Genomic DNA, 15857 nt, shown 5'->3' on the forward strand with positions numbered 1-15857 from the left:
ATTCGACGATTGGAAAAAGAAATGAACGTAGCCATAATCCCCGCAAGGGGCGGAAGCAAACGCATTCCTAAAAAAAATATAAAACCGTTTTGCGGTAAACCTATGATTGCCCATGCAATAGAAAATGCGTTGGCAAGCCCCTACGTAGACAAAGTCGTGGTTTCAACAGATGATGAATCAATTGCAAACGTCGCAAGAAATTATGGTGCTGAAGTGCCATTCATGAGACCTGCAGAATTGGCAGACGATTACACAGGCACTAGTCCTGTGGTTCGCAATGCATTGAGCTCCCTGTTAGAAAAAGGCTGGGATATAAACTATTGCGCCTGTGTTTATGCAACATCGCCTCTTCTGACCACATCATTAATTAATTCTTGCTATGAAATGCTAATGAACGCTGACAATACAGACTACGTATTTACAGCGGCAAGATTCTCATTTCCAATTCAACGGGCGATATTACAAACCGAAAATGGCGGCGTAAAACCTTTTGACGAGTTTGGTATTACTCAGCGCTCACAGGATTTACCACCAGCCTTTCATGATGCAGGACAGTTGTATTGGGGCCATCACAAAACCTGGCTTGATACTACCAAACGTATTTTCGGTGCCAACTCTAAAATGGTAGTAATGCCAGACCACTTAGTGCAAGACATTGATACACCTGAAGATTGGGTTAGAGCTGAACTGCTTTACAAGCTTTTGCAGAGCGAAAACGTAAAGTGAGGATTGTTTTTAGGGTCGATGGTACGGCCCAAATAGGACTCGGCCACGTTATGCGTTGCTTAACCTTGGCCACACAATTACTTCCCGTACACAGCATAACATTTCTGTGTTGCGCGCTGCCTTTAACTTTACAACAACAGATACAGCGTGCTGGAATTACATTATTGAACGCGCCACCGCTTCATAAAGGCGAACGGGAAGGTAATGCTTCGGCGGTCTTAAATGAAGTAGAACAAGCCTCTCATGCTGCTCACTGTATAGCGCTTCTTGACGATATTAACGATGAGCCTATCGACATGCTTATAGTCGACCACTATCAGCTATCAGCTTCGTTTAGTAAAGTGATGCGCAGTCGCTGCACACATATTGTTGTCATTGACGATTTAGCAAACCGCCAACACGACTGTGACGTGATGTTGGACCAAAATCTCTTTGAGGACTTTGAATTCCGATACGATCAGCTTGTCCCTCCTCATTGCCAAAAACTCTTAGGACCCGAGTTCGCTATTTTGAGAAATGAGTTTTACGGCTCAACACCAATGCCTAGAAATGACAGCCATATTCTGGTCTGCTTTGGCGGCAGCGATCCTATAAATTTAACGGAGCGCGTTGTTGATGCTTTAATTGAATTAAAGTCTTTAACTTTTTCTGCCGATATTGTTGTCGGAGCGGCTTATTCCGGCGTTAATGCGCTTAAAGCAAAAGTTAATTGCCTACCGAACGCGAAGCTTCACGTCGCTTGCGGTCACATATCCGAGCTTATGAAAGCGGCCAATACAATGCTTGGCGCTGGAGGTTCGATGCACTGGGAGCGCGCAGCATCGGGGGTAGCAGGCATAATTATTACATTGGCTGATAATCAAGTTGAAACAACGCGGTGCCTGCACGAACGGCATTGCTGTTTGTGGCTAGGAGCATGTGACGAGGTCACTAACGAAGATATTAGCAAGGCCGTTGAATTTGCGATAAATTCGCCGCAAGAAATGCGTAAACTAGCAAACAACGCGGTATCTTTGGTGAGCGCAAACAAAAATCCATCTTTTGTAATGGATACTATATTGAACATTGTTACGAGGTAGTCATGAAACCAATCACAATCGGTGATATTCAAATTGGTCCGGGTCTCGCTCCCTTTATCATCGCAGAAATGTCTGGAAATCATGGACAATCATTGGAAAAAGCCTACCGACTCATTGATGCAGCTGCAGACGCTGGCGCACATGCCATAAAATTGCAAACCTATACGCCAGACACGATCACTTTGGATTGTCATGAAGGCGAATTTTTTATTGAAGACCCAAGTAGCCTTTGGAAAGGAAACTCTTTGTATAACCTCTACAAAGAGGCGATGACGCCTTGGGAATGGCACAAGGAGCTATTCGACTATGCCAAAGAGAAAGGCCTATTGGCATTTAGCACGCCCTTCGATTTAACCGCTGTCGACTTCCTAGAAACATTGAATCCACCTTGCTACAAAGTAGCGTCTTTTGAAAATACTGACCACGCTATCCTAGCGGCTGTAGCAAAGACAGGGAAACCCGTTATTGTCTCTACAGGCATGGCTAGCCAAGCAGAAATAGCCGAGTCTGTTGAAGTACTCCGTTCCAATGGGTGTGATGACATCATATTACTCAAGTGCACCAGTAATTACCCAGCAAACCCGGTAGACGCCAACTTAAAGACAATTCCTCATTTGAGCGAACTTTTCGACTGTCAAGTTGGACTTTCCGACCATACACCGGGGGTGGGGGTAGCTGTCGCCGCGGTGGCACTTGGCGCAACAGTAATTGAAAAGCATTTTGTTTTAGACAGAAGCGGTGGAGAGGTAGATGCAGAATTTTCTCTTGAACCCCATGAAATTAAGCTGCTTGTTGAGGAAACGGCGCGGGCAGCGGTAGCAATTGGCAAGGTGAGTTATGGCGCCACCGAGCGAGAAAAGGCCTCGTTGGTACACCGACGCTCTTTATACATTGCCAACGATATGAAAGCCGGCGATACATTAAATGCGGAGAATTTACGCTCTGTTCGCCCAGGGCTTGGGTTGCCTCCCAAATACCTTCCCCTTTTGCTTGGGAAGCAAATCAAGCGCGACGCACCAAAAGGTACCCCTATGAGTTGGGAGCTACTGTGAGATGAGAGCCATTCTGTTCGGTGCTAGTAAGGCCGGAGAAAACTACATTTCTAATCACCCAGATATAGAAGTCGTGGCATTCACGGATAACGATAGTGCGAAACACGGAACTCGTTTTATGGGTTATCCCATCATTGCACCCGCAGATATCAATACTCACGATGTCGACAGCATAATTATCACCAGTCAGTGGGTTGATCAAATCTATTCCCAACTTACCGAAGAAATGGGTATTGATGAGTCGAATATCATTGTACCGACTAAGCAGTCGGTAAAAGCTGCCCTGCCTTTCGAAGACCATGAAACGTTAGCCTTTGCCCAGTCCGTAATGCGTACGCTAAATCAATACTTCGTTTCCCACAACATTTCAGCGTGTCTAGATTCTGGAACTTTGCTAGGTGCTGTGAGAAATAAAGGGCTCATTCCTTGGGATGACGATATAGATTTAGCTGTAGATAAAGACAATTACGAAAGGTTACAGGCATCGCTACCTGAGCTTTATAAATTATTAAACACAAACTATGACATAAAGTGGAACATCGTCATCATCACGGTCAACGATATAGACTGTTGTATCAACCTAGAGTTTAGCAATTCATCACACACCCAATTAGTCCCTTTTGATATAAGCATACAGCGCAGAGAGTCGATAAGTGGTCTATCTGAGCTCTTGTCCTCGGGCGGGCTGTTTTTTGCCCCCGCTAAACATTTCGACAGCTACGAGCCAATCGAGTTTTTAGGTGAAACCTTTCTTGCCCCATTCGATGCAGAAGGCTTTCTCACATTTATGTACGGACATTGGCAAACGCCCAAAAAAACGACACAAATTACGGAATACGAAAATAGAAGAGCATCGATGTCAGCACCTAGAACAGGTATAAGCGTGCAAAAACGCACGCTTTCTCAATGAGCGTTTATACTAAGGTGTCAAATTAACGTGAACGTATTACTTTCAAGCGCCAGCAATAAAGTTCCACTATTAAAAGAGCTTCAATGTGCCGTCAAGCGTATCGATAAGAAGGGCATAGTTACGGCAGGCGATTTAAGTAGCCAAGTACTTACACGGCACTTTTGCGATGTATTTTGGCAAATGCCACCCACAAATCAAGACAACGTAGATGAGATTATTGCCCAGCTCAAGCATCGAAGAATTACTCATATTCTCCCAAGTAGAGACGGCGAACTGCTTTTTTGGGCAAGGCTAAAAAACGACCTAAAAAGCGCTAACATTCACGTACTTGTTTCTGATGAAAATGCAATAGAGCTTTGTTTGGATAAATTAAGATTCGGCCAATGCAGTATTCCTTTTATCATCCCTTCATTTGAAAGCATCGAAGAGGTGAAAACGGTTATTCAGGGCACTCCGCCATTGCACTATGTGGTCAAAGAACGTTTTGGTGCGGGTAGTAAAGCTGTTGGCCTTAATCTAAACGAAGACGACGCAGTGCAGCACGCCAAAGGTCTATCCTCCCCTATTTTTCAATTATACAAAGCAGGTCAAGAAATTAGCGTAGACGCTTGGCTAACAAAGGACCATTTGGTTAAAGCGGCGGTGTGCCGAGTGCGAGACCTAGTTGTTAATGGTGAATCCCAAATTACCTATACTTTACCGAATTGCCTTTTTACAGCACAGGTGACACAGACACTTTCCAAACTAGCGCTGTCTGGCCCCGTTGTATTACAAGGCATCATAAATGATGGAGTACTTCACATCATTGAATGTAATTCGCGATTTGGAGGCGCTTCAACGTTAGGTATCAAGGCGGGTGTTGATAGTCTTTATTGGAGCTTGTGCGAGAGTATAGGCGAAGATATTGACTCGTTGCCGGTAGATCTCGCATCCCATAAAATAACGCAGATTAGAGCTGCTACCGACTATTACCTATGATTTATATCTTCGACCTAGATGATACCCTTTATGATGAGCGCCAATACGTAGAGTCCGGCCTTGCAGCCGTTGCCTCATATGTGGAAAAAAGCTGGAATGTTGATAAGCGAAGTGGCTTTCAAGAATTAGTTACTCTGCTTGATCGAAATGGTCGTGGCCGAATTTTCAATGATTACTTAGCTAACCACGGCATAGCAGTCAATAAGCGGAATGTACGTGCCTGCGTTTCAGCATATCGCTTACACCAGCCCACTTTGACTTTGCCCGACAATCACCTAACGTTGCTAGAACGTTTGCCCAAACCGCTTTACCTCGTAACTGACGGAAATAAAGTGGTACAAAGTAAGAAAGTGGAAGCACTCAACATAGCGCACTACTTCAAGCGCGTGTTTGTCACTCACCGCTTCGGAGTGAAACATGCTAAACCTTCTACTTACTGCTTTGAAAAGATTAAACAAGCAGAGCAATGTCAGTGGCACGAAATGGTTTACATTGGTGACAACCCCGCAAAAGACTTCGTTAATTTAAATAAACTTGGAATGCCGACCGTTCGAGTGCTAACTGGGGTTCACAAAACAGCACTTGCCAAGCCAGGTTTCGATGCAAAGTTTACAATACAAAATCTGAATGAACTTCCAGCCCTCAGGCTTTGAGCCTTATTAGGCAGCATCCCAGCATACTTAATAAAATAAAATCAATGCTTAACCTACCTACTGATAAACAACAAGTTCTACCTAAACACGAAGAAATCTACACCTTTAGGACTAATAATCCTCACCTAAGCGCATAGATTCTAAAGCTTTATGGCAAAAATGCCGACACATGATATATTGTGTTTATAACCATAAAAACAGCGAGCAAGCTATGTTCGATGGAAAATCGATTCTCATAACAGGTGGAACGGGTTCATTTGGCCATAAGTACACTGAGACTTTGTTAGCGAGATACAACCCAAAGCGCTTAATCATCTACTCACGCGACGAACTCAAACAGTTCGAAATGCAGCAAAAATTTAACGCGCCGTGCATGAGATATTTTATTGGCGATGTTCGTGATAGAGAACGACTTAATCGCGCCATGCAAGGTGTTGACTTTGTAATACACGCAGCGGCGATGAAGCAAGTCCCTGCCGCTGAATACAACCCTACCGAATGTATTCGTACGAATATCGATGGTGCCGAAAATGTAATTAACGCTGCCATTGATAATAACGTTGAAAAAGTTATTGCGTTGTCTACAGATAAAGCCGCCAACCCGGTTAATCTATACGGTGCTACCAAATTAGCTTCAGATAAATTGTTCGTTGCAGCCAATAATATTGTTGGCGCTGGTGCATCTCGATTTTCTGTAGTTCGTTACGGCAATGTAGTGGGTTCTCGTGGTTCTGTTGTGCCCTTTTTCAATAAGTTGATAGCGGAAAACAGTGATCATATTCCTGTTACACACAAAGACATGACCCGTTTTTGGATTACTCTTCAACAGGGCGTCGACTTTGTGCTTAAAAACTTTGAGCGCATGTTAGGTGGTGAGATTTTCGTACCGAAAATCCCATCTATTCGAATTACTGATCTCGCGACTGCAATGGCACCGGATATTCCAATCAAATATGTAGGGATTCGTTCAGGTGAAAAGCTTCATGAAATGATGTGCCCTGGCGACATGTCTCTGCACACATTTGAATTCGATGATCACTTTGTAATTGCCCCAGCTATTAAGTTTTTCCACCGAAGTAATAACTTTACTAGCAACGCACTTAGCGAACAGGGAAAACTTGTAGAGTCGGGTTTCGAGTACGTTTCAGACACTAACGAACATTTCCTTAGTATTGAAGAAATAAAGAAGTTCAATGAGGAAGCTCAATAGTGATTCCTTATGGGCGACAACACCTAGATGAAGATGATGTAAAAGCCGTTGTCGAAACCTTAACATCAAATTGGTTAACGCAAGGCCCGGCTATTCCTAAATTTGAAACCGCTCTTGCTGATTATTGTGGCGCTAATTTCGGGATTGCAGTTAATAGCGCTACGTCTGCTCTACACATTGCTTGCCTTGCACTAGGTGTGAGTGAAGGCGATAGAGTATGGACATCTCCGAACTCATTTGTTGCTTCGTCAAACTGCGCGCTCTACTGTGGTGCCAAGGTCGATTTCGTAGATATTGACCTTCACACCGGCAACATGTGCGTTGATGCTTTACGAAACAAACTTGCCCTAGCTGAATCCACCAACGCCTTACCAAAGGTGGTTATTCCCGTTCATTTTGCTGGTCAGCCCTGCGATATGAAAGAAATTCGTGCACTTTCAAAGGAATATGGCTTCTTTGTTATTGAAGATGCATCACATGCAGTAGGCGCAAAATACCAGAAGAAATTCGTAGGCAGCTGCGAATTCTCAGATATTTGTGTGTTTAGTTTCCACCCTGTAAAGATTATTACCACTATGGAGGGGGGAATGGCACTTACAAATAACAGTGAATGGGCTGAAAAGATGCGTATGTTGCGCAGTCACGGCATAACCAATGACCCAGAGAAGATGACTGAGGACAGTCATGGTCCTTGGTATTATCAACAAATAGCATTGGGCTTTAATTATCGTATGACTGACGTAGAAGCTGCGCTTGGTTTAAGCCAGCTAAAAAAATTGCCGAGCTTTTTAGAAAAGCGGAATGCGTTGGCTGCACATTATGACAAGCTTTTTGCTACTCTAGAGCGTGTGCAACCGCTTTCGCAAAAGGATGGGACTTATAGTAGCTATCACCTCTACGTAATCCGAGTACTCAACATAAACGAATCTGAGCACGAAATACTTGTATTTAAGCTTAGGTCCGCCGGGATTTTCGCTCATGTACATTACATTCCCATTCACACTCAACCCTTCTACAGAGAATTAGGATTTAACTGGGGAGACTTTCCTAATGCAGAGACGTATTATCATCAAGCTATTTCGCTGCCACTCTTCCCGCAATTATCTGTTGACGATTTGACGTATATTGCCGACACAGTATCTAAGCTAGTAGAGCTCAATAGCATACGATAATCGCTCAAGTATGTAATTTTGTATCGAAGCTAGCGCATTTTCGACTATGAAAAATTTTAACTGAAAGGAAACTTTCTATGAGCTTTGAAGAGGTTTCAAGGTGAAGTCACAAAAAGTAGCATTAATTACCGGCGTCACTGGTCAAGATGGCTCCTACCTTGCTGAATTACTCCTTGAAAAAGGATATGAAGTGCACGGTATTAAGCGCCGTTCATCACTTTTCAATACTCAACGAGTAGATCATATTTACCAAGATCCTCATACCAAAAACAGAAACTTCATTCTTCACTACGGTGATTTGAGTGACAGCTCTAACCTTGTTCGATTGATTCAACAAATTCAGCCAGATGAAATTTACAACTTGGGGGCTCAAAGCCATGTAGCTGTGAGCTTCGAGTCTCCAGAATACACAGCAGACGTGGATGCATTAGGAGCTCTAAGGCTGTTAGAAGCTATAAGGCTGTTGGGATTAGAAAAGAAAACAAGATTTTATCAAGCGTCTACTTCTGAACTTTATGGATTGGTTCAAGAGTCGCCTCAAAAGGAAAGTACGCCGTTCTATCCCCGCTCTCCTTATGCTGTTGCAAAACTTTACGCTTATTGGATAACCGTGAATTATCGAGAGTCGTATGGCATTTACGCCTGCAACGGAATACTCTTCAATCATGAGTCACCTCGACGCGGAGAAACATTTGTGACACGAAAAGTTACACGAGGACTCGCGAATATAGCACAAGGTTTAGAAACGTGCCTTTACATGGGAAATATTGACGCGCTGCGAGACTGGGGCCATGCAAAAGACTATGTGTATATGCAATGGTTAATGCTTCAACAATCACAGCCAGAAGACTTCGTCATTGCAACTGGTCATCAATATACTGTGCGGGATTTTATTCAATGGACAGCTAATGAGCTTGGTATAACGATAACGTTTGAAGGGAAAGGCGTAGATGAAATTGCAGTTGTAACGCAAGTAAAAGGAAACGATGCACCAGCTGTAAACATCGGCGACGTCATAATGAAAATAAACCCTAAGTATTTTAGACCAGCTGAAGTAGAAACATTACTCGGTGACGCAAGCAAAGCGCGAGAAAAACTTGGGTGGGAACCTGAGACTGATGCAAAAGAATTATGCAAAGAAATGACGCAATATGATCTCGTTGAAGCTAAGCGCCAAGCGTTTTTAAAGCTCAATGGTTTTACCTACGATGCCTTAAGGGAAGAATAAAATGGCTATGAAAAACATCTTTATCGCCGGACATCGCGGGATGGTAGGACGCGCGCTTTGCAGAGCATTTGAAGGCGATGACGACGTTAACCTAATAACTAAAGCTAAAGCTGAATTAGACCTCACTGTTCAAGCAGATGTTGAAAGATTTTTCGACCAAAATCACATTGACGAAGTCTATTTGGCTGCGGCTAAAGTAGGAGGGATATACGCCAACAATGCGTTAACTGGTGAATTCATTCACCAAAATTTGATGATTCAATCGAATGTTATTCATGCTGCTCATCGTAGCGGAGTTCAAAAGTTATTGTTTCTCGGCTCAAGCTGCATTTATCCAAAATTTGCCAATCAGCCAATTCGTGAAGAAGCATTATTAACCGGTCAACTAGAACCCACCAATGAGTCTTACGCTGTCGCCAAAATAGCAGGTATTAAGCTATGCGAAGCGTATAGGCGTCAATATGGTAGGGATTACCGTTCTGTCATGCCAACGAATCTCTATGGGCCTTATGATAATTTTGACCCACAAAACGGACACGTGATCCCAGCTTTGTTTTATAAGTTTCACCAAGCATTGAAAAATAACACTTCTGAGGTTGAGATTTGGGGCAGTGGTCAAGCGAGACGAGAATTTCTCCACGTGGACGACCTTGCCTCTGCATGTAAGTTTTTGATGGCCAATGACGAAGACGCATTCTGGGCTATTGTAGACGCGCATTGCTCGCATATAAATATTGGTACTGGCAGCGACTGTTCGATTAAAGAGCTGGCTGAGATGATAAAAATAAGTACCGGCTATCAAGGTCAACTTTCATTTGATGAGAATAAGCCTGAAGGGACACCTGTGAAGCGTCTTGATGTTACTAAAATGCAGGCGCTAGGATGGCAAGCTGACTACAAACTTAAGGACGGTCTACAAAAGGTTTGGAATTGGTACTGCAAACATCTAAGTGAAGCCTAGTACTATTTTACGGATGATTGCGTCAATCCAGTTAAGTTTGTCAATTGAAACACGTTTTATAAATAGCATCAGAATATAAAAGCATGAACAGTAATAGTGTTACACAGTCTATATTAGCGAATATCCCTCAGCCAGAATATTACGATGAGACAATATTGTTTGGCGAAGCAGACTATTACGGGGCCTCACTTAATATCGCACGCCAACTTGGTTTGCCGCGAGCGCCTTTCAGTAAGAGTGGCTGGCGACATGGATGGATGCATTATCCCGCGAAATTTGTTTCACAGTTAACTGTGTGGGGTAAACAAGAATCTCAGTATTTGCTGACACAAAAAGAGGACGCCGATTTTCTCAAGTCTCATAACATTCAAGCAAAAGCCGTTGGAATGCCTTTCATCTATGCCGATGCGATTGATGAATCTTTGAGAAAACCCAATACATTGTTAGTGATGCCGCCGCACACTTTGCCTTATATTCCTGCTATTGGTAATGAAGAAGATTACTTATTAGAAATTGAACGTATACGACATGATTTCGATTCAGTGGTGTTTTGTATACACCACTCTTGTTTTGAACGTGGTATCTGGCCTGACTTATTAAAAAAGTACGGTTACCCCATGGTTATTGGCGCAAGTGCCCATCAGTCAAACGCGCTAGTTCGCTTACAAAAGCTTTTTTCTAGTTTCGAGTATGTGACCTCTAACATTTTAGGCTCCCATATACCCTATGCTGCTTTCTGCAAAGCAAAAGTGTCCTTTTTTGGCACGTTTTGCGACCTGACACAGCTAAACTATGACAAGGATCCTCAAGCACAGGCAAACCCTGAATTATGGGATTACATTATTGAGAATTCAAAAGAAGCACCAGTTAAGAAAGCTATGCCCTTTATGTTTTGTGAACACCCAAAAGAGGCAGGTTTACATACCGCGTGGGCTGAACATGAGCTCGGTTTTGCCAACAAAAAACCTGCACATGAAATTGCAGAGTTACTAGGGTGGAACAACGCGGTTTACCAACTTAATCAAGCGGATCAATACAGGCGTATTCTCAAAGGTAAAGCAATGGAAAGTCTGCTTAGTAGTTTGATTACATTGCCTGATGATATTAAAGATGACCAATTCGCAATTTACGGCGCAGGTAAAATAGGGGCGATGATACTTAGCATGCTTTCAAACTTTGGGTTAAAACCAGCGTGTATTTTTGATAAAAACTACGCAAGCTTACAAGAACTAAACGGAGTCAATGTGTGCGATCCTCAAAGCATCTCAACCTCTTCTGTTTCTCATATTTTAGTTGCATCCTTTGTTCATCAAAAAGAGATATCTGACAACATTTTGCAAATCCGCGACGATATAAAAGTATGGTCTGTTTATTAAATTACCTTTTTACATCTTCCAAACACGTCGAACATGGCTGATGTAGTTGTAAGATTTTAAGAACAACGGTCGTTCATTAGAAACACCTTCATCATACAGTTAATGTCACGCGACATATCAATGCTACCTATACATTTAACTAAAGTTTCTCAACATATAGCGGATAAGTAAGTTGAATGTGAAGTTTATACTTAAAGAAAGTTACAGGATTTTCAATTGAAAAAAGTCATATTAACCGGCGCTAATGGTCAACTAGGGCAAAGTTTTATTAGCTTGCTATTAGGACAAGGTTTTAAAGTGATCGCAGTTGACCAGAACATCGACAATTTAAAAGCCTCACAGACATTGGACGTGGTTAGACTTGATATAACCAATAGTAATGATGTCAAAGATTTTTACAGCGACTTCGATGAAGTTTACGGACTGATTAATAACGCTGGAGCGGCTGTATTCACCCCTTTTGAAGAAAGAACCGCTGATGAATTTATGTCGGTAGTAGAGGTAAACCTGCTCGGCACGTTTTTAATGTCTCAAGGGGCAGTAAAATTAATGAAAAAAAGCCGAGAAGGGAAAATAGTGAACATCGGCTCTATATACGGCGTGGTGAGCAGCGACGAACGGATATACGGAGAAAGCAAGCGCAATAACTCTGAAGTCTATTCAGTTACCAAAGCCGGGGTGATTCAATTATCCAAGTATATGGCAGCACACTTCGGAAAATATAACATTCAAACAAATTGTATATCTCCTGGGGGTATTTTTAATCAACAAACCGCTGATTTTGTAGCTAACTATACCGCAAAAACGCCTATGGAAAGAATGGGGCGCCCTGAAGATTTGCACGCCGCAATCAGCTTTTTATTTGATGAAAATAACAACTATACCAACGGGCAAAACATTGTCGTAGATGGAGGGTTTACTGCATGGTAAATCGACATTACATTTTAGGGGCTGGGGTTACGGGCCTTAGTCTTGCCTACGAATTGTTGAAAAAAGGTCAACATGTCACCCTAATCGAAAAGTCAGCGTCTGTTGGGGGGCTGGCTAAAAGTCTTACATGGCAAGGCCGACAGATTGATCTAGGCCCACATATTTACCACACGCCAGATAAAGACATTGAGGAATATTGGAAAGCGGAATTTCCGGAGCTTTTTTACGAGCGTCACCACTGGTCTAAAAATTTAAAAGATAATCAGTTTTTTGACTACCCTATCAATAAAGAATTTATTGATAGCCTTCCTAAAGCGTTGTCTGAGAAAATCAAACATGAACTCGAGAATGTAGACGCAGAAAAAGTCGCTAGTGCTAATAACTACTATGAATATATAAGGGCGCTGGCAGGTGAAACGTTACAAGAAATGTTCTTCATTAAATATCCCGAAAAACTGTGGGGGATGTCCGTCAAAAACCTTGACGCAAACTGGGCCCCTAAACGCATAAAAATCCGGGAAGAATCTGGTCCCTTTTTCGAAGGGCAATGGAGCGCTGTGGGGAACGAAGGCAGTGGAACAATTCTAGAGAATCTGAAAGATAAAGTATTGCAACTTGGCGGTGTTATCAGATTAAACGAGGCAATTGAAAGGATATTACTCAGGAATCAACGCATAAGCACGATTGCGACCAATAAAAGCAACATTAACGTAAACAGTAACGATGTTGTAATTAACACCACATCTTATTGTACCGCCTGCGATCTTTTGGGCAAAACAACGAATTTAAAATATCGCGGCGTGACGTTAGTTTACCTAGCAGTGAAAAACGCTGATGTTTTCCCAGAAGGCGTAGATTTCGTATACATTGATGATCCTAAAATACATTTCAATAGAATCTCTGACCAAAACTCTTTTGTGAAAGAGCCTGAATTAGAATCTACCATTCTTTGTTTTGAAATAACTTACAGCCAAGGTGATCAAATCGACAGTATGGAGCCGTCTTCCTTAGTTAAAGAGGTTAAGGAGCAGTTCATGTCATTGGACATGATTTCTGACGAATCATTGATTGCCGATGCGAAAGTCGTAAAACTTCCAGAAGTGTATCCTATGTTTTTCCTAGGGTATGAAAACGAACTTGCAAAGACCAAAGCAAGCATTGACGAAATCGAAAACATGTACACGCTTGGCAGCTTAGCCGAATATGCTTATTCTGATCTACAGGTTCTGTTTAGCAAAGCTATAGACTTGGCTGAGATCTTGACAAGTCCTACGTTCAAAATAAACAAGATAGATAAAGCTGCACCAAGACTCAATTTCGAGAAGCGTATTTTGCTAAACACGGATTATATTGGGCAAGATCATCCAGCATATGTCATCGCTGAAATTGGTTTGAACCACAACGGAAGTATGAAGATCGCCAAGCGTTTGATAGATGAGGCGGTTAATGCTGGAGCCAACGCAGTAAAATTGCAAAGCTATAAAAGCCATCTGCGCGTAGCTTCCGAAGGAAAAACATCTCGCTACGTAGAAAAAGTACTTAGCACGCAAGAAACCGATTATGAGATGTTTAAAAAGAATGAGCTCTCAGTTGCGCAAACAAAAGAACTGTTTAGTTACGCTAAAGAGAAAGGTATTACACTATTCTCAGCACCTTTTGACAATGAAAGCGTCGATGAGCTAGAAGAGCTTGGCGTAGATTGCTACAAGATAGCCTCTTTTGATCTCGTTAACTTACGTTTAATTGAAAAAGTCGCATTAACTGGGAAACCGCTCATTCTCTCTACAGGAATGGCATCGCTGTCTGAAGTCGAAGACGCACTTCGAGTGGTTGCTTACACAGGGAACCGACAGGTCATTCTGCTTCAATGTACGTCATCATACCCTTGCCCACCTACATCTATGAATATTCGTGCTATTGACACAATGAAACAAGCATTTAACCAACTGCCTGTAGGACTGTCAGATCACGTCATTGGTGATGTGGTTAGCTTAGCTGCGGTTAGCCGAGGTGCTGACGTCATAGAAAAACACTTTACGTTAGACAAAAAAATGGAAGGTCCAGACCACATTTTGTCTTTAGAGCCTGACGAATTAAAACGCATGATTTTCAACATTAGGCAAATTGAAGAGTGTTTGGGAGACGGTGTCAAACAAGCCTCAACTAACGAGATAAGCACGCTCATACGTTTTAGAAAAACCATGTATTCGAGCGTAGACATTGCTAAAGGCGAAAAAATTAAACCAGAGCACATTACTTACAAAGGCCCTGCTTATGGCTTGTATGCGAAGTACGAAGATTTAGTGGTGGGCAGTATAGCTAAAGATGATATTGCAGCTGATACGCCGATAACATGGGATTTGATTAACTCTTAGGAGATAACTTATGAGCTCGTTTATCCACAAAGTAAAGTCTCTTATTAGTGAGCTATCGGCACAAAATGTGAGTCGTATATTTACGATAGCAACGACATCGAAGGGAGAAGAAGAGCCTTACTTGACGCCACTTAGAGTGACGAGAGACTTTGCAGTAGCGGGTTGTGTTATTTTTAAACAGGAATGCCTGCTTGACATAATCGAGCTTGTTGACGGCGCTGTCGATATCGTTTTAGTTGATACTGAAAAGAAGATTCCGCTATCAATAAATAAGCAAGCGTTGCTTGCCAGTGACAGCATCTATTTGAAAAGAAATACCATAGGACCTGTAGAAACCGGAAATTTATCGAAAATCTGTTTTCAGCAAATATCAAAAAGCGCGACTTTTGAATTCAAACCAAATGACTTAACCGTAAACAGCGCCTGGTCATTTTTAAGCCAACGATTAGGGGTTTTGAGCGGAAAGAGAATAGCTATTCTTGGCGCTGGGAATATAGGAAGCAAGTTAGCGCTCAAACTCGTCGAGTGTGGTGCAGACGTTCACATATACCGTCAACAAGCTCATGTAGGTTATCAAATCACAAATGGCCTGAACTTGATAAAACATGAAAATACGGTTTCCAACATCACGTTTCACAACAGCTTGCTCTCTACTTCGTTTAGTGCGGATGTCGTTGTAGGATGCACGAATGGTGTACCAATCATAGATAATGAAGTCATCCAGACGGTCAAAAAAAATGCATTAGTTGTTGATCTTGGTAAGAACAACATAACCGCAGATGCGATAAAGCTTGCTATAAAAAATAAGCTTGAAATTTACAGAGTTGATGTAACGGCAGCGCTTGAAGGGTTTATATACGAAATGCTCAAAATGCGTGACGTGTTAAACTCATCTTATGGCAAAAAGGCGTTGTCGTTTTGTAATATCGTTTCAGGTGGATATCTAGGTGAAGATGGTGATGTCATTGTAGACGATATCTCTAAGCCCAGTGTTATTTACGGTGTCGCGAACGGGGCTGGCTCGATAAAAAAATCACTAAGTTCAGCTGAAAATGAAATCATTGCTAAACTGAAAAAAGAAGTTTGCCTATGCTAAATCAATATGGAAAAAATGCCTCGGCACTTTTACTTCAAAAAAAATCTTTTTTTGAAGAAAATAAAATGCACGTGGAAAAACAAAGAAAAATAGCTCAACTGTACACAGCAC

14 protein-coding genes are annotated in these 15857 nt (G+C 42.2%); all 14 read left to right on the forward strand.

All coding sequences use genetic code 11. The features are described from left to right. Positions 1-21 precede the first annotated feature (21 nt). The 14 genes from pseF to ACYX4N_RS16320 all read left to right on the forward strand — a co-directional run bounded on the left by pseF (position 22) and on the right by ACYX4N_RS16320 (position 15746). Positions 22-726: a pseudaminic acid cytidylyltransferase gene (gene pseF, locus ACYX4N_RS16255; protein ID WP_476054740.1), complete on the forward strand. Its 705-nt coding sequence runs from the start codon at positions 22-24 to the stop codon at positions 724-726. Beyond that, complete coding sequence (gene pseG, locus ACYX4N_RS16260) at positions 723-1805, forward strand: UDP-2,4-diacetamido-2,4,6-trideoxy-beta-L-altropyranose hydrolase (protein ID WP_476054741.1); 1083 nt, start codon at positions 723-725, stop codon at positions 1803-1805. Before pseF ends, pseG begins: the two co-directional genes overlap by 4 nt. A gap of 2 nt (positions 1806-1807) precedes the next feature. Continuing rightward, on the forward strand, positions 1808-2857 hold the full coding sequence (gene pseI / locus ACYX4N_RS16265; RefSeq protein ID WP_474808230.1) for a pseudaminic acid synthase: 1050 nt from the start codon (positions 1808-1810) through the stop codon (positions 2855-2857). A 1-nt stretch (position 2858) separates the two neighbouring features. Beyond that, a complete protein-coding gene (locus ACYX4N_RS16270) occupies positions 2859-3767 on the forward strand; it encodes a LicD family protein (RefSeq protein ID WP_474808232.1) in 909 nt (302 codons plus the stop codon). A gap of 27 nt (positions 3768-3794) precedes the next feature. After that, positions 3795-4745, forward strand: a complete 951-nt coding sequence (locus ACYX4N_RS16275; protein ID WP_476054743.1) for an ATP-grasp domain-containing protein — start codon at positions 3795-3797, stop codon at positions 4743-4745. Continuing rightward, positions 4742-5398: an HAD family hydrolase gene (locus ACYX4N_RS16280; RefSeq protein ID WP_476054744.1), complete on the forward strand. Its 657-nt coding sequence runs from the start codon at positions 4742-4744 to the stop codon at positions 5396-5398. Before ACYX4N_RS16275 ends, ACYX4N_RS16280 begins: the two co-directional genes overlap by 4 nt. Positions 5399-5609: 211 nt before the next feature. After that, positions 5610-6608, forward strand: coding sequence for a UDP-N-acetylglucosamine 4,6-dehydratase (inverting) (gene pseB / locus ACYX4N_RS16285; RefSeq protein WP_476054745.1), 999 nt, complete (start codon positions 5610-5612; stop codon positions 6606-6608). Continuing rightward, on the forward strand, positions 6608-7780 hold the full coding sequence (gene pseC / locus ACYX4N_RS16290) for a UDP-4-amino-4,6-dideoxy-N-acetyl-beta-L-altrosamine transaminase (protein WP_476054746.1): 1173 nt from the start codon (positions 6608-6610) through the stop codon (positions 7778-7780). Before pseB ends, pseC begins: the two co-directional genes overlap by 1 nt. Positions 7781-7880: 100 nt before the next feature. Continuing rightward, positions 7881-9008 (forward strand): GDP-mannose 4,6-dehydratase, encoded by a 1128-nt coding sequence (gmd, locus tag ACYX4N_RS16295; protein ID WP_476054747.1) that lies wholly within the window; start codon positions 7881-7883, stop codon positions 9006-9008. Position 9009: 1 nt separating this feature from the next. Next, on the forward strand, positions 9010-9969 hold the full coding sequence (locus tag ACYX4N_RS16300) for a GDP-L-fucose synthase family protein (RefSeq protein WP_476054748.1): 960 nt from the start codon (positions 9010-9012) through the stop codon (positions 9967-9969). Positions 9970-10052: 83 nt separating this feature from the next. Further along, positions 10053-11345 (forward strand): hypothetical protein, encoded by a 1293-nt coding sequence (locus ACYX4N_RS16305; RefSeq protein WP_476054749.1) that lies wholly within the window; start codon positions 10053-10055, stop codon positions 11343-11345. Between the two features lie 216 nt (positions 11346-11561). Then, positions 11562-12275 (forward strand): SDR family oxidoreductase, encoded by a 714-nt coding sequence (locus ACYX4N_RS16310; protein ID WP_476054750.1) that lies wholly within the window; start codon positions 11562-11564, stop codon positions 12273-12275. Further along, on the forward strand, positions 12269-14650 hold the full coding sequence (locus tag ACYX4N_RS16315; RefSeq protein WP_476054751.1) for an FAD-dependent oxidoreductase: 2382 nt from the start codon (positions 12269-12271) through the stop codon (positions 14648-14650). Before ACYX4N_RS16310 ends, ACYX4N_RS16315 begins: the two co-directional genes overlap by 7 nt. 10 nt (positions 14651-14660) lie before the next feature. Further along, positions 14661-15746 (forward strand): Rossmann-fold NAD(P)-binding domain-containing protein, encoded by a 1086-nt coding sequence (locus ACYX4N_RS16320; protein ID WP_014997621.1) that lies wholly within the window; start codon positions 14661-14663, stop codon positions 15744-15746. Positions 15747-15857 lie beyond the last annotated feature (111 nt).

It is taken from the genome of Alteromonas sp. ABH4_452 (genome assembly GCF_056311825.1).

Bases quoted from the DNA above. Each gene is read 5' to 3' on its own strand.
- pseF (WP_476054740.1), top strand. From the start codon at position 22: ATGAACGTAGCCATAATCCCCGCAAGGGGCGGAAGCAAACGCATTCCT.
- pseI (WP_474808230.1), top strand. From the start codon at position 1,808: ATGAAACCAATCACAATCGGTGATATTCAAATTGGTCCGGGTCTCGCT.
- ACYX4N_RS16270 (WP_474808232.1), top strand. From the start codon at position 2,859: ATGAGAGCCATTCTGTTCGGTGCTAGTAAGGCCGGAGAAAACTACATT.
- ACYX4N_RS16280 (WP_476054744.1), top strand. From the start codon at position 4,742: ATGATTTATATCTTCGACCTAGATGATACCCTTTATGATGAGCGCCAA.
- pseB (WP_476054745.1), top strand. From the start codon at position 5,610: ATGTTCGATGGAAAATCGATTCTCATAACAGGTGGAACGGGTTCATTT.
- ACYX4N_RS16300 (WP_476054748.1), top strand. From the start codon at position 9,010: ATGGCTATGAAAAACATCTTTATCGCCGGACATCGCGGGATGGTAGGA.
- ACYX4N_RS16305 (WP_476054749.1), top strand. From the start codon at position 10,053: ATGAACAGTAATAGTGTTACACAGTCTATATTAGCGAATATCCCTCAG.
- ACYX4N_RS16315 (WP_476054751.1), top strand. From the start codon at position 12,269: ATGGTAAATCGACATTACATTTTAGGGGCTGGGGTTACGGGCCTTAGT.
- ACYX4N_RS16320 (WP_014997621.1), top strand. From the start codon at position 14,661: ATGAGCTCGTTTATCCACAAAGTAAAGTCTCTTATTAGTGAGCTATCG.